Raw genomic sequence first — 15,985 nt, forward strand, 5'->3', positions numbered from 1 at the left:
CTTTTTTACTTATGGACAAATTTTAGGTATGATAGAATGATAAGACTTTATTTAAGTGGAGGATGAATTACGTTGAATGATTTAGTAATTGATACAGAATTTATAACGCTTGGTCAAGCGCTGAAAATGACAGATACAATTAGCTCTGGTGGTATGGCAAAATGGTTTTTAAGTGAACATGAAGTGTTTGTGAATGGAGAAGCAGAAGGTCGCCGAGGAAAAAAATTACGTCATGGAGATGTTATTAATATCCCAGGTGTTGGCCGATTTAAAATTGTGGATGCGTTTATTGCAAACGGAGAAGAATAATTCATGAACATCGAGCGCTTACAGCTAACGAATTATCGTAACTATGAATCGTTAACACTAGATTTTTCAAATAAAATTAACGTTTTTATTGGGGAGAATGCTCAAGGAAAAACAAATGTTATGGAATCAATCTATGTACTAGCGATGGCCAAATCTCATCGTACTGCGAACGATAAAGAATTAATACTTTGGGACGCGGATTATGGTAAAATAGAAGGTGTGGTAAATAAGCGTTACGGTGGTATTCCTATCGAATTAACGATTTCAAAAAAGGGCAAAAAAGGCAAAATCAATCATCTTGAACAAACTAAATTAAGTAATTACATTGGACAGATGAATGTTGTCATGTTTGCTCCTGAAGATTTGAATATCGTGAAAGGTAGCCCACAAATTCGCCGAAGATTTATCGATATGGAAATCGGGCAAATATCGCCAGTCTATTTACATGATTTACTGACATTTCAAAAGATATTAAAACAACGTAATCATTTACTGAAAAAAAACCAAGGAAAACAAGCATTTGCATCTGATGTAATGTTTGATATTTATACAGAACAATATGTTCAGGCAGCTATACAAATAATTCGTAAAAGATTTCAATTTATGGAACTCTTGCAGGAGTGGGCTGAACCAATTCACTTTGGCATTTCACGCGGTCTAGAAAAGCTTGTAATTAAATACCGTCCTGTGTCAGGAATGGAAGCAAATTGGTCAGCTGAGCAAATGATAACGCATTTAACGGAAAAACTAACAGAGGTTAGACAGCGTGAAATTGAGCGAGGCGTAACATTAATCGGTCCACACCGTGATGATTTGCAGTTTTTCGTGAATGACTATGATGTACAAGTATATGGTTCACAAGGTCAACAACGTACAACAGCGTTATCATTAAAGCTTGCTGAAATAGAACTCATAAAACAAGAAACAAAAGAAACACCGATTTTATTGTTGGATGATGTTTTATCTGAATTAGATGATTATCGTCAATCACATTTATTAAATACAATTCAGGGTGAAGTTCAAACATTTGTTACAACGACAAGTGTTGAAGGTATTCACCATGAAACAATACAGCACGCTAAATTGTTCCATGTGAAAAAAGGAGCAATTGAATAACAATAAATGCATGAAAGTTAATATTAGCGAAGCATACTGAAAGTTATGAAAGAGTAGGTGACCAATAGTGACTTTAGAAGATAATAAAGTCCAGCAATCTTATGATGCGGATCAAATACAGGTATTAGAAGGATTAGAAGCTGTACGAAAACGTCCTGGTATGTATATTGGTTCAACAAGTTCAAAAGGATTGCACCATTTAGTGTGGGAAATTGTAGACAATAGTATTGATGAAGCTTTAGCGGGTTATTGTTCAAATATTACAGTAACGATTGAACAAGACAATTGGATTCGTGTAGAAGATAATGGTCGTGGTATCCCTGTTGATACTCAGGAAAAAATGGGCATGCCTGCTGTTGAAGTTATTATGACAGTCTTGCACGCTGGCGGTAAATTCGGCGGTGGAGGATACAAAGTATCCGGCGGTCTTCATGGTGTAGGTGCTTCTGTAGTAAACGCATTATCAAGTCAAACGATTGTTCAAGTACATCGCGATGGTAAAATTCATGAAATTATTTTTGAGCGCGGCCATACTGTACAAAAACTAACTGTTATTGGTGAGACGGATTATACAGGTACTACTACACGCTTCAAGGCAGATAGTGAAATCTTTAAAGAAACAACAATATATGAGTACGATATTTTAGCAACTCGTATTCGTGAATTGGCCTATTTAAATCGCGGAATTAGTATAGCGATTGCCGACGAACGAATTGGGCAGGAACGTTCAGAAACATTCCACTTTGAAGGTGGTATTCGCGAATATGTTGAGCACATAAACGTAAACAAAGAACCGATCCATGTACCAATTGATGTATTTGGAGAAAAAGAAGGCATTTCTGTAGAAATTGCTATGCAATATAATGCTGGCTTTAGCTCAACAATTATGTCATTTGCCAATAACATTAATACGTATGAAGGTGGTACGCATGAATCAGGCTTTAAAACGGCTTTAACGCGTGTCATCAATGATTATGCAAGAAAATCAAATTTAATTAAAGAAGCAGATGCTAACCTTACAGGTGAAGACGTACGAGAAGGTTTAACAGCTATCGTATCGATTAAACACCCGGACCCTCAGTTTGAAGGGCAAACAAAAACTAAATTAGGGAATTCTGAAGTGAGTCAAATTACAAACTCATTATTCTCAGAAGGCTTTGAACGTTTCCTGTTGGAGAATCCTTCAGTAGCGCGCCAGGTTGTTGAAAAAGGGACAATGGCTGCTCGAGCACGAGTTGCAGCGAAAAAAGCACGTGAATTTACACGTCGTAAATCAGCATTGGAAGTTTCAAGTTTACCTGGTAAATTATCAGATTGTTCTTCTACAAATCCTGCTGAATCGGAAATTTATATCGTTGAGGGTGACTCTGCGGGTGGTTCTGCAAAATCAGGTCGTGATCGTCACTTCCAAGCAATTTTGCCATTGCGCGGTAAAATTCTAAACGTTGAAAAAGCCCGCTTAGACCGTATTTTATCCAATGCTGAGATTCGTGCAATGATTACTGCATTTGGTACAGGTATTGGCGAAGAGTTCAATTTAGAAAAAGCACGTTATCACAAAATCGTAATTATGACGGATGCCGATGTCGATGGTGCGCATATTCGCGTATTATTATTAACCTTCTTCTTCCGTTTCATGCGTCCATTAATTGAAGCTGGATATGTTTATGCAGCAAAACCTCCACTTTACCAAGTGAAACAAGGGAAACATGTAGAATACTGCTATTCAGATCAAGAATTAGAAGATATTTTACAGCGTCTACCAAAATTGCCTAAGCCAAATGTACAACGTTATAAAGGTTTAGGAGAAATGAATGCAACGCAATTATGGGATACAACGATGGATCCAGAGCACCGTACATTAATTCGAGTAGAATTGGATGATGCGATTGAAGCCGATAGAATTTTCGATGCATTAATGGGTGATGAAGTTGGCCCACGTCGTGACTTTATCGAAGAAAATGCAGTCTATGTACAAGACCTGGATATTTAATTAGTTCAATTGGAAGGAGGTCCTTATTTTGTCTGACATTCAACATGGACATATAGAATCAAAAAATATTACAACAGAGATTAAATCATCTTTCCTAAGCTATGCGATGAGCGTTATCGTTTCACGTGCCTTACCGGATGTACGCGATGGGCTTAAGCCAGTACACCGTCGTATTTTGTACGGCATGCAGGAATTAGGTAATACTTCAGATAAACCATATAAGAAGAGTGCTCGTATCGTTGGGGATGTAATGGGTAAGTTCCATCCACATGGTGACTCTTCCATCTATGATGCAATGGTACGTATGGCACAGGATTTCAGCTATCGTTACATGCTTGTTGATGGTCACGGTAACTTTGGTTCGGTAGATGGTGATGGCGCTGCAGCTATGCGTTACACAGAATCTCGTATGTCAAAAATCGCGATGGAAATGCTTCGCGATATCAATAAAGATACAATTAATTATGGTCCGAACTATGATGGTAGTGAAAACGAGCCGTTAGTATTACCAGCACGTTATCCAAACCTTTTAGTAAACGGTGCTTCGGGAATCGCTGTAGGTATGGCGACAAATATCCCACCACATCAATTAGGAGAAACAATCGATGGGGTATTGGCAATAGCGGATAACCCTAGCATTACAACCGAAGAGCTGATGGAAATTATTCCAGGACCGGATTTCCCGACAGGCGGTATTCTTTTAGGCCGTTCAGGAATTCGCCGTGCCTACGAAACAGGCCGAGGCTCTTTAACGATTCGTGCAAAAGTTGAGATTGAACAAGCTGCAAATGGTAAAGAGACAATTTTAGTTCACGAATTACCTTACCAAGTGAATAAAGCAAAACTTATTGAAAAAATTGCTGAGCTAGTACGTGATAAAAAAATTGATGGTATTACAAATTTACGGGATGAATCAGATCGTAATGGTATGCGTATTGTTATTGAGGTTCGCCGTGATGCCAATGCAAACGTGGTACTCAACAACTTATTTAAACAAACAGCGATGCAATCAAGCTTCGGTGTAAATATGCTTGCATTAGTGGATGGACAGCCAAAAGTATTAGGTCTAAAAGAAGTGCTCTATCATTACTTAGAACATCAAAAAGTAGTTATTAAACGTCGTACTGCATTCGAACTTCGAAAAGCAGAAGAACGTGCACATATTTTAGAAGGCTTACGTATCGCGCTGGATCATATTGATGAAATTATTGCGATTATCCGTGCTTCTCGCAGTGGGGAAGAAGCAAGACCTCAATTAATGGAGCGCTTCAATCTATCTGAACGTCAGGCACAAGCAATTTTAGATATGCGCCTAGTACGTTTAAGCGGATTGGAACGTGAAAAAATTGAAGCGGAATACCAAGAACTTCTAAAACTAATTGATGAATTAAAGGCGATTTTAGCAGATGAAGCGAAGGTAATTGAAATTATCCGTACAGAAATGACGGAAATTAAAGAACGTTACAATGATACACGCCGTACAGAAATAACTGCCGGCGGTTTAGAAATGATAGAAGACGAAGATTTAATCCCAAGAGAAAACTCAGTACTGACATTGACACATAACGGTTATATTAAACGTTTAGCAGCGAATACATATCGCTCACAAAAGCGCGGGGGCCGTGGTGTACAAGGTATGGGTACGAATGAGGATGATTTCGTTGAGCATTTACTATTTACATCTACGCATGATACGATTTTATTCTTTACTTCAAAAGGTAAAGTTTTCCGTGCAAAAGGATACGAAATTCCTGAATTCGGTAGACAGGCAAAAGGTTTACCAATTGTTAACTTACTGAATATCGATAAAGGTGAACATGTTACTGCAATGATTCGCGTTACGGAATTTAAAGAAGATGCATACTTTATCTTTACGACAAAAACGGGTGTAACGAAACGTACACCAGTAGACCAATTCGCAAATATTCGTACGAACGGGTTAATTGCTATTACATTGCGTGAAGATGATGATTTAATTTCAGTCCATTTAACAGATGGTACGAAAGAAATTATTATCGGTACTCGTGAAGGTATGCTAGTTCGTTTCAAAGAAGACGATATTCGTTCAATGGGGCGTACTGCTGCAGGGGTTAGAGGTATTAAACTTCGTGATGGCGATTATGTAGTTGGTATGGAAATTATTGAACCGGGTCAGGAAATATTAGTTGTTACTGAAAAAGGTTACGGTAAACGTACGCCTGAATCAGAGTACCGTTTACAAAGCCGTGGTGGTTTAGGTCTGAAGACGATGCAAATTACTGATAAGAACGGTAAGATGTGTGCGGTAAAAGCAGTTGATGGTTCAGAAGACATTATGTTAATTACAATTAACGGTATGTTAATCCGCATGGATGTTAAAGATATTTCTGTTATTGGACGAAGCACGCAAGGTGTTCGTTTAATTCGTCTAGCTGATGAAGAAATTGTTGCAACAGTAGCACGTGTGAAAAAAGACGATGATACTGATGAAGACGAATTAGAATTAGAATCAGATTTAGAAGGCGAATCAACTTCTGGAACAGAAGAGTAAATCGAAAAGTAATCTAGTAGGTTTTTACTATCTAGATTACTTTTTTTATTTGTAATTTTTTCTCCAATCGTTATAATAAACTGTGTAATAGTAAAGATTTGTAAGGGATAATTATAATTCTAGATTATCTAATCTAAAAATTTCAATTAAACCTAAATACCTATACTAATGAACTGAAGGGGTTGTGAAGTTGGAAGCAATAGTTATGAGAGCCGAAGAATTACGATTAGGTAAGGTAATTGCAGAAGATATATTTGCCAATACACAATATCCAATCATCTATAAAGATACAAAAGTGAAATCTGAGCATCTGCGTGTAATTGAGCTCTTTAATTTAAAAACAGTTTTAATTTATAACGATATAGAAGAAATCAAGTCAATTGAGACGAATTCTGAAAAGAATCCTTTAACTGTGCCACTACCGAAGTATATAAGTTTTGAAAACTATTATAATGATGGCATTGTCCAATTGAAAAAAGAATTCTTAAATTGGGCAGCTGGTGGGAAAATTGATCTTACAAAAGTTCGGGGCTTTATGATTCCACTAATAGAAAAAGTATTAGAAGACCGTTCGTACATATACAACATAAATAACTACTCAATTCCAAAGGACTACTTATACCATCATTGTATTGCTACGGGATTGATTGCAACGGCTATAGCAAAAAAAATGGGCTTTGAACGTGGCGATACTATCCAACTAGCCATTGCTGGGATGTTAGCGGATAGCGGAATGTCACGCATTCCAGCGCGTATACGGGACAAGAAAAATGCGTTAACATCTTCTGAATTTGAAGAAGTACGAAAACACTCTTTTTATAGTTTTATGTTAGTAAAGAATAATCCTGCTATGAAAGAGGTAATGAAAGAAGCCATCTTCCAGCATCACGAGCGACTAGATGGTAGCGGCTATCCGAATGGAATTCGTAATGGCTCCATTTCCACGTTTGCACAAATTATTGCAGTGGCAGATGTTTTCCATGCGATGACTAGCGAGCGGGTATATCGTTCAAAACAATCTCCTTTTAAGGTAATTGAAATGATTAAAGAAGAAGAGTTTGGAAAGTTTGATATTAAAGTTGTGCAGGCATTAATTGATATCGTCGTTGATTTACCAATTGGCACAAAAATTGAATTATCTAATTTAGAGTTAGGAGAAGTAATGTTTATCAATAAATATTCTCCTACACGCCCGCTAGTAAAATTAACTCGTACGGGAGAGTTGCTGGATCTTGCTACTAATAGAAGCTTCTATATTTCACGTGTCATTACAAAGGATTATTAGATTAAGATTATTTCTGAAGAGAGCTGTTATCCATAGAATGGATAACAGCTCTTTTTATATGAAATAAGATATTAAAAACAAATACAACTTTTTTTCAAATAAACTATTGACGCTAGGATTTTACAATGATATTATATTAAGAGTCCTTAAGAGGAAACAATATAAATTATAAAAATTTATTAAAGTGTTGACTTAAGAGGGAAGATAGTATAGAATTATAAAAGCTGTTAAACGAGTTATCACTTTTTCAAAAAAATTTCAAAAAGTTGTTGACAAGCAACTTAGAGAAATGTTATGATATAAAAGTTGTCACTTGAACAACACAATGAACCTTGAAAACTGAACAAGCAACGTTAATGAAACAAGCTTCTTAAATGAAGCAAACAATAGATTTTAACTTTTAATTAAGTTGAATCGCTAGCAAAGCAAATGAGCTTTCAAACTACTTTTATGGAGAGTTTGATCCTGGCTCAGGACGAACGCTGGCGGCGTGCCTAATACATGCAAGTCGAGCGGATGATGAGAGAAGCTTGCTTCTCTCTGATTTAGCGGCGGACGGGTGAGTAACACGTGGGTAACCTACCTTATAGATTGGGATAACTCCGGGAAACCGGGGCTAATACCGAATAATACTTTTAAACACATGTTTGAAAGTTGAAAGACGGTTTCGGCTGTCACTATAAGATGGACCCGCGGCGCATTAGCTAGTTGGTGAGGTAACGGCTCACCAAGGCAACGATGCGTAGCCGACCTGAGAGGGTGATCGGCCACACTGGGACTGAGACACGGCCCAGACTCCTACGGGAGGCAGCAGTAGGGAATCTTCCACAATGGACGAAAGTCTGATGGAGCAACGCCGCGTGAGTGAAGAAGGATTTCGGTTCGTAAAACTCTGTTGCAAGGGAAGAACAAGTAGCGTAGTAACTGGCGCTACCTTGACGGTACCTTGTTAGAAAGCCACGGCTAACTACGTGCCAGCAGCCGCGGTAATACGTAGGTGGCAAGCGTTGTCCGGAATTATTGGGCGTAAAGCGCGCGCAGGTGGTTCCTTAAGTCTGATGTGAAAGCCCCCGGCTCAACCGGGGAGGGTCATTGGAAACTGGGGAACTTGAGTGCAGAAGAGGATAGTGGAATTCCAAGTGTAGCGGTGAAATGCGTAGAGATTTGGAGGAACACCAGTGGCGAAGGCGACTGTCTGGTCTGTAACTGACACTGAGGCGCGAAAGCGTGGGGAGCAAACAGGATTAGATACCCTGGTAGTCCACGCCGTAAACGATGAGTGCTAAGTGTTGGGGGGTTTCCGCCCCTCAGTGCTGCAGCTAACGCATTAAGCACTCCGCCTGGGGAGTACGGTCGCAAGACTGAAACTCAAAGGAATTGACGGGGGCCCGCACAAGCGGTGGAGCATGTGGTTTAATTCGAAGCAACGCGAAGAACCTTACCAGGTCTTGACATCCCGGTGACCACTATGGAGACATAGTTTCCCCTTCGGGGGCAACGGTGACAGGTGGTGCATGGTTGTCGTCAGCTCGTGTCGTGAGATGTTGGGTTAAGTCCCGCAACGAGCGCAACCCTTATTCTTAGTTGCCATCATTCAGTTGGGCACTCTAAGGAGACTGCCGGTGATAAACCGGAGGAAGGTGGGGATGACGTCAAATCATCATGCCCCTTATGACCTGGGCTACACACGTGCTACAATGGACGATACAAACGGTTGCCAACCCGCGAGGGGGAGCTAATCCGATAAAATCGTTCTCAGTTCGGATTGTAGGCTGCAACTCGCCTACATGAAGCCGGAATCGCTAGTAATCGCGGATCAGCATGCCGCGGTGAATACGTTCCCGGGCCTTGTACACACCGCCCGTCACACCACGAGAGTTTGTAACACCCGAAGTCGGTGAGGTAACCTTTATGGAGCCAGCCGCCGAAGGTGGGATAGATGATTGGGGTGAAGTCGTAACAAGGTAGCCGTATCGGAAGGTGCGGCTGGATCACCTCCTTTCTAAGGATTATTTCGGAATCATTCTCATGGAGAATGAAACATTAACGTTTGCTGTTCAGTTTTGAAGGTTCATTCTTAATTGAATGAGATACTTCAAAACTTCGTTCTTTGAAAACTGGATAAAACGACATTGAAAGCAATAAAACAAATTTCTATTTTATAGAAATGTAACAAGTCAAGCAATTGACGTGTAAACTTAAATCTTGGATTTTATCCAAGTGTTAACTTTTGGTTAAGTTAATAAGGGCGCACGGTGGATGCCTTGGCACTAGGAGTCGATGAAGGACGGCACTAACACCGATATGCCTCGGGGAGCTGTAAGTAAGCTTTGATCCGGGGATTTCCGAATGGGGGAACCCACTATCTTTAATCGGATAGTATCTACACGTGAATACATAGCGTGATGAGGACAGACGCAGGGAACTGAAACATCTAAGTACCTGCAGGAACAGAAAGAAAATTCGATTCCCTGAGTAGCGGCGAGCGAAACGGGAAGAGCCCAAACCAAAGAGCTTGCTCTTTGGGGTTGTAGGACACTCTATACGGAGTTACAAAAGAATGAGTTAGACGAAGCGACTTGGAAAGGTCCGCGAAACAAGGTAAAAGCCCTGTAGTCAAAAGTTCATTCCCTCCAGAGTGTATCCTGAGTACGGCGGAACACGTGAAATTCCGTCGGAATCCGGGAGGACCATCTCCCAAGGCTAAATACTACCTAGTGACCGATAGTGAACCAGTACCGTGAGGGAAAGGTGAAAAGCACCCCGGAAGGGGAGTGAAATAGATCCTGAAACCGTGTGCCTACAAGTAGTTAGAGCCCGTTAATGGGTGATAGCGTGCCTTTTGTAGAATGAACCGGCGAGTTACGATTACGTGCGAGGTTAAGTTGAGAAGACGGAGCCGCAGCGAAAGCGAGTCTGAATAGGGCGAATTAGTACGTGGTCGTAGACCCGAAACCAGGTGATCTACCCATGTCCAGGGTGAAGGTGAGGTAACACTCACTGGAGGCCCGAACCCACGCACGTTGAAAAGTGCGGGGATGAGGTGTGGGTAGCGGAGAAATTCCAATCGAACCTGGAGATAGCTGGTTCTCTCCGAAATAGCTTTAGGGCTAGCCTCGTGATTGAGAATACCGGAGGTAGAGCACTGTTTGGACTAGGGGGGCATCTCGCTTTACCGAATTCAGACAAACTCCGAATGCCGGATATTTATACACGGGAGTCAGACTGCGAGTGATAAGATCCGTAGTCAAGAGGGAAACAGCCCAGACCACCAGCTAAGGTCCCCAAGTAATCGTTAAGTGGAAAAGGATGTGGCGTTGCTTAGACAACCAGGATGTTGGCTTAGAAGCAGCCATCATTTAAAGAGTGCGTAATAGCTCACTGGTCGAGTGACGCTGCGCCGAAAATGTATCGGGGCTAAACGATTCACCGAAGCTGTGGATGCATACTTTGAGTATGCGTGGTAGGAGAGCGTTCTAATAGCGTTGAAGTCAGACCGGAAGGACTGGTGGAGCGATTAGAAGTGAGAATGCCGGTATGAGTAGCGAAACATGGGTGAGAATCCCATGCACCGTATGACTAAGGTTTCCTGAGGAAGGCTCGTCCGCTCAGGGTTAGTCGGGACCTAAGCCGAGGCCGATAGGCGTAGGCGATGGACAACAGGTTGATATTCCTGTACCACCTCCTCACCGTTTGAGAAATGGGGGGACGCAGTAGGATAGGGTAAGCACGCCGTTGGTTGCGCGTGTTCAAGCAGTAAGGCGTGTATGTAGGCAAATCCGCATACTTTAACGTTGAGCTGTGATGACGAGCTCTTATGAGCGAAGTTCCTGATTTCACACTGCCAAGAAAAGCCTCTATCGAGGTGAGAGGTGCCCGTACCGCAAACCGACACAGGTAGTCGAGGAGAGAATCCTAAGGTGTGCGAGAGAACTCTCGTTAAGGAACTCGGCAAAATGACCCCGTAACTTCGGGAGAAGGGGTGCTTCTTTGGGTGCATAGCCTAGAGAAGCCGCAGTGAATAGGCCCAGGCGACTGTTTAGCAAAAACACAGGTCTCTGCAAAACCGTAAGGTGACGTATAGGGGCTGACGCCTGCCCGGTGCTGGAAGGTTAAGAGGAGCGGTTAGCGCAAGCGAAGCTGTGAATTGAAGCCCCAGTAAACGGCGGCCGTAACTATAACGGTCCTAAGGTAGCGAAATTCCTTGTCGGGTAAGTTCCGACCCGCACGAAAGGCGTAACGATCTGGGCACTGTCTCAACGAGAGACTCGGTGAAATTATAGTACCTGTGAAGATGCAGGTTACCCGCGACAGGACGGAAAGACCCCGTGGAGCTTTACTGTAGCCTGATATTGAATTTTGGTACAACTTGTACAGGATAGGTAGGAGCCAGAGATCCCGGAGCGCCAGCTTCGGAGGAGGCGTCGGTGGGATACTACCCTGGTTGTATTGAACTTCTAACCCATGCCCCTTAGCGGGGTAGGAGACAGTGTCAGGCGGACAGTTTGACTGGGGCGGTCGCCTCCTAAAGAGTAACGGAGGCGCCCAAAGGTTCCCTCAGAATGGTTGGAAATCATTCGAAGAGTGTAAAGGCATAAGGGAGCTTGACTGCGAGACCTACAAGTCGAGCAGGGTCGAAAGACGGGCTTAGTGATCCGGTGGTTCCGCATGGAAGGGCCATCGCTCAACGGATAAAAGCTACCCCGGGGATAACAGGCTTATCTCCCCCAAGAGTCCACATCGACGGGGAGGTTTGGCACCTCGATGTCGGCTCATCGCATCCTGGGGCTGTAGTCGGTCCCAAGGGTTGGGCTGTTCGCCCATTAAAGCGGTACGCGAGCTGGGTTCAGAACGTCGTGAGACAGTTCGGTCCCTATCCGTCGTGGGCGTAGGAAATTTGAGAGGAGCTGTCCTTAGTACGAGAGGACCGGGATGGACACACCGCTGGTGTACCAGTTGTCTTGCCAAAGGCATCGCTGGGTAGCTATGTGTGGACGGGATAAGTGCTGAAAGCATCTAAGCATGAAGCCCCCCTCAAGATGAGATTTCCCATTACGCAAGTAAGTAAGACCCCTGAAAGACGATCAGGTAGATAGGTTCGAGGTGGAAGTGCGGTGACGCATGTAGCTGACGAATACTAATCGGTCGAGGACTTAACCACATTTTATTGCACAACTCAATGAAACGTTTATCCAGTTTTGAAAGAATGATTCTTTCTACAGGTTTCGTAAGAAGCCCTATAGTGAAGTGATGATGGCAAAGAGGTCACACCCGTTCCCATACCGAACACGGAAGTTAAGCTCTTTAGCGCCGATGGTAGTTGGGGGCTTCCCCCTGTGAGAGTAGGACGTCGCTTCGCACTTTTAAAACCACTGAATTTTTCAGTGGTTTTTTTGTATAAAAATATTCAATAAAGATCTCACTTTTCAGAAGTCTAAAATTCTTTTTACTAAATAAAGGTATATTACAAATAAATAGACCCTTATAAAGGTCGTTATAGCTAATATTTGAAGTAAAGAATTATATTATAAAAAGTTTATTAAAGGAAAAGATAAAGCAGAAGTAAAAATAAAATTATAATAAAACGGTAAAAATTATTAAAATAATCAACTGAGGTAATATTCCGAATTATTTTATTTTTCTTGTAATCTTGACAGTCGTGGTCGACGTTGATAACCTTACAATAATATTCTTTTCTAAATAGGAGGCATACTTAAAAATGTGGGAAACAAAATTTGCTAAAGAAGGTTTAACATTTGATGATGTATTATTAGTGCCAGCACACTCAGAAGTATTACCAAAGGATGTTAATTTATCTGTAAATCTTACTAATAATATTAAGTTAAACATTCCAATGATTTCTGCCGGTATGGATACTGTAACAGAAGCAAAAATGGCAATTGCAATGGCTCGTCAAGGTGGACTTGGTATTATTCATAAGAACATGAGTATTGAAAAGCAAGCAGAAGAAGTAGAAAAAGTAAAACGCTCTGAAAATGGTGTTATTACTAATCCCTTTTTCTTAACACCTGAGCACCAAGTATTCGATGCAGAACATTTAATGGGCAAATACCGCATTTCAGGTGTTCCTATTGTGAACAACATGGAAGATCAAAAGTTAGTTGGGATTATTACAAACCGTGACCTACGTTTTATCTCTGATTATTCATTAAAAATTGATGATGTTATGACAAAAGAGGATTTAATTACGGCAGCTGTTGGGACAACTTTAGCAGAGGCCGAAGAAATTCTTCAACAATATAAAATCGAAAAGTTACCTATTGTAGATGAAGATGGAAAACTTACAGGTTTAATTACGATTAAAGATATCGAAAAGGTGATTGAATTCCCTAATGCAGCTAAAGACAGCCATGGACGTTTAGTTGTAGGTGCCGCAGTAGGTGTTTCTAAAGATACAATGGTACGCATTGCTAAGCTAGTGGAAGCACAGGTTGATATTGTAGTAATTGATACAGCACACGGTCATTCACAAGGTGTATTAAATACTATTAAAGATATCCGTGCCGCATATCCGAATTTAGACATCATTGCAGGTAATGTAGCAACAGCTGAAGGTACACGTGCTTTATTTGAGGCAGGAGCAGATGTTGTAAAAGTGGGAATTGGTCCTGGTTCTATTTGTACTACTCGTGTTGTGGCAGGCGTTGGTGTACCTCAAATTACAGCTATTTATGATGCTGCTTCAGTAGCACGTGAAGTTGGTAAAACGATTATTGCTGATGGTGGTATTAAGTATTCAGGAGATATCGTAAAAGCTTTAGCTGCAGGTGGTCATACTGTCATGTTAGGTTCATTATTGGCGGGGACTTCTGAATCTCCGGGAGAAACAGAAATTTTCCAAGGACGTCGCTTTAAAGTATATCGCGGTATGGGTTCACTTGGTGCAATGGAAAAAGGTTCAAAAGACCGTTACTTCCAAGAAGATGCGAAGAAGTTAGTTCCTGAGGGAATTGAAGGACGTCTACCTTATAAAGGGCCTCTAGCAGATACAATTCACCAGTTAGTTGGTGGTGTACGTGCTGGAATGGGTTACTGTGGTGCTCCGGATTTAGCAGATTTACGAGAAAAATCACAATTCATTAAAATGTCAGGTGCAGGCTTACGTGAGTCACACCCACATGATGTACAAATTACAAAAGAATCACCAAACTATTCTTTACAATAAGTACTAGGCAACTTTTAAACGCTACTATCGTCAAATTGAGATAGTAGCGTTTTTTTATTAAGAAGAGCACACATTAGACTACTTATGTATGATAAAATGGCGTTAGAGAATAAAAATTTTGGAGGTAGCTTTGTGAAGATAGTAAGTAAGCAAATGGTATTAAGCTTCGTCTTAATTCCAGTGTTAATATTCAGTATGTTGGCGATGGCCGTACCTGCTCCAACAAATGCAGAGACGGATTTAGGATTAACGGTAGATGCAGCGATATTAATTGATGCAGATACTGGTAAGATTTTATATGAGCAAAATGCAGAAACTGCATTAGGTATTGCAAGTATGACGAAAATGATGACGGAATACTTATTACTAGATGCAATTAAAGAAGGATCGATTACTTGGGATCAACAATATAATGTAACAGAGTATACATATAAAGTTTCTCAAAACCGTTTATTAAGTAATGTACCTTTGCGTGCGGATGGTACGTATTCAATTAAAGAATTATATGAAGCGATGGCTATTTATTCTGCCAATGCAGCAACAATTGCAATTGCTGAAACAATTGCAGGGACAGAAAAAGAATTTTTAAAGCTTATGAATAAAAAAGCAGAAGAACTTGGTTTGGAAAATTATAAATTTGTAAACTCTACGGGGTTAAATAACTCTGATTTATTGGGGATGCACCCAGAAGGTACAGGGGAAAATGATGAAAATGTGATGCCAGCCCGTTCTGTGGCAAAGTTAGCGTATCATTTGCTGAAGGATCATCCTGATATGCTAGAAACAGCAAAAATCCCGAAAAAAGTCTTCCGTGAAGGAACTTCGGATGCAATTAACATGTCAAACTGGAATTTCATGCTTCCAGGTCTTGTCTATGCATATGAAGGAGTAGACGGTTTAAAAACTGGTACTACTGATTTTGCGGGTCATACGTTTACGGGTACAGCAAAACGTGGGGATACACGTTTAATTGCAGTAGTAATGAAGGCTGTAGATTCAAAAGGTGTAGGCTCTTATAAGGCGCGTTTTGATGCAACAAGGAAGCTATTTGATTATGGATTTGGTCAATTTTCAAAAGTAGAACTTGTTCCAGCAAATTATACATTTGAAGGAAAGAAATCACTTCCTGTAACAAAAGGGAAAGAAGAAGCTGTAAATATAGCGGTAAAAGAACCTGTTTCAGTGATGGTAAAAACGTCTGAAAAAGATTTATATGTTCCGACACTAATGTTAACAACAGAAGAACTGGAAGCTGGTGTTGAGAAGAACCAAGTAGTAGGTCAAGCTGTGGTTAATATTTCACAAGGAATGGATTATGGCTATATTGACGGCTCTAAAATTGTAGCAGAAGTGGTAACAACGGATGCTGTAGAACGTGCAGGAAAAGTAGCACTGTTCTTCCAGGGTATTGGAAGCTTCTTTGCTAATTTATGGAGCGGTGTATTTGGTTTTGCGAATGGATTAATTAAATAAATATGTGATGCCTTTTTATAAGAAAAATCTTATAGAAAGGCTTTTTTTTATACAAAAACAGAATTTTCGAATGGGACAATTTGTAGATAGAGC

At 40.9% G+C, this 15,985-nt stretch carries 7 protein-coding genes and 3 rRNA genes; all 10 read left to right on the forward strand.

Annotated elements, in window-relative coordinates; translation table 11 throughout:
- Positions 1 to 72 precede the first annotated feature (72 nt).
- Entirely contained in the window at positions 73 to 309 is a 237-nt protein-coding gene (yaaA, locus tag MHH95_RS04390; RefSeq protein ID WP_191701044.1) for a S4 domain-containing protein YaaA, read from the forward strand.
- A 3-nt stretch (positions 310 to 312) separates the two neighbouring features.
- On the forward strand, positions 313 to 1,425 hold the full coding sequence (gene recF / locus MHH95_RS04395; RefSeq protein ID WP_340726564.1) for a DNA replication/repair protein RecF: 1,113 nt from the start codon (positions 313 to 315) through the stop codon (positions 1,423 to 1,425).
- Between the two features lie 67 nt (positions 1,426 to 1,492).
- The gene (gene gyrB, locus MHH95_RS04400; protein ID WP_340726565.1) at positions 1,493 to 3,418 is read left to right on the forward strand and encodes a DNA topoisomerase (ATP-hydrolyzing) subunit B; all 1,926 of its coding nucleotides are present in this window, start codon (positions 1,493 to 1,495) and stop codon (positions 3,416 to 3,418) included.
- 28 nt (positions 3,419 to 3,446) lie between these two features.
- Positions 3,447 to 5,948, forward strand: a complete 2,502-nt coding sequence (gene gyrA / locus MHH95_RS04405; protein ID WP_340726566.1) for a DNA gyrase subunit A — start codon at positions 3,447 to 3,449, stop codon at positions 5,946 to 5,948.
- Between the two features lie 190 nt (positions 5,949 to 6,138).
- Positions 6,139 to 7,233 (forward strand): HD-GYP domain-containing protein, encoded by a 1,095-nt coding sequence (locus MHH95_RS04410; RefSeq protein ID WP_340726567.1) that lies wholly within the window; start codon positions 6,139 to 6,141, stop codon positions 7,231 to 7,233.
- A gap of 447 nt (positions 7,234 to 7,680) precedes the next feature.
- Positions 7,681 to 9,235 (forward strand): 16S ribosomal RNA (locus MHH95_RS04415).
- Positions 9,236 to 9,465: 230 nt separating this feature from the next.
- A 23S ribosomal RNA gene (locus MHH95_RS04420) occupies positions 9,466 to 12,394 on the forward strand.
- 82 nt (positions 12,395 to 12,476) lie between these two features.
- Positions 12,477 to 12,592: ribosomal RNA gene (gene rrf / locus MHH95_RS04425) — 5S ribosomal RNA — on the forward strand.
- The 16S, 23S and 5S rRNA genes sit together here, the layout of an rRNA operon.
- A gap of 360 nt (positions 12,593 to 12,952) precedes the next feature.
- On the forward strand, positions 12,953 to 14,419 hold the full coding sequence (gene guaB / locus MHH95_RS04430; protein ID WP_340726568.1) for an IMP dehydrogenase: 1,467 nt from the start codon (positions 12,953 to 12,955) through the stop codon (positions 14,417 to 14,419).
- 132 nt (positions 14,420 to 14,551) lie between these two features.
- Positions 14,552 to 15,892, forward strand: coding sequence for a D-alanyl-D-alanine carboxypeptidase family protein (locus MHH95_RS04435; protein ID WP_340726569.1), 1,341 nt, complete (start codon positions 14,552 to 14,554; stop codon positions 15,890 to 15,892).
- Positions 15,893 to 15,985 lie beyond the last annotated feature (93 nt).

This window comes from Solibacillus sp. FSL K6-4121, from assembly GCF_038002585.1.
GTDB lineage: Bacteria > Bacillota > Bacilli > Bacillales_A > Planococcaceae > Solibacillus > Solibacillus faecavium.

What these genes read in the sequence shown, in the direction of transcription:
- recF (WP_340726564.1), top strand. Translation starts at nt 313, where the DNA reads ATGAACATCGAGCGCTTACAGCTAACGAATTATCGTAACTATGAATCG.
- guaB (WP_340726568.1), top strand. Translation starts at nt 12,953, where the DNA reads ATGTGGGAAACAAAATTTGCTAAAGAAGGTTTAACATTTGATGATGTA.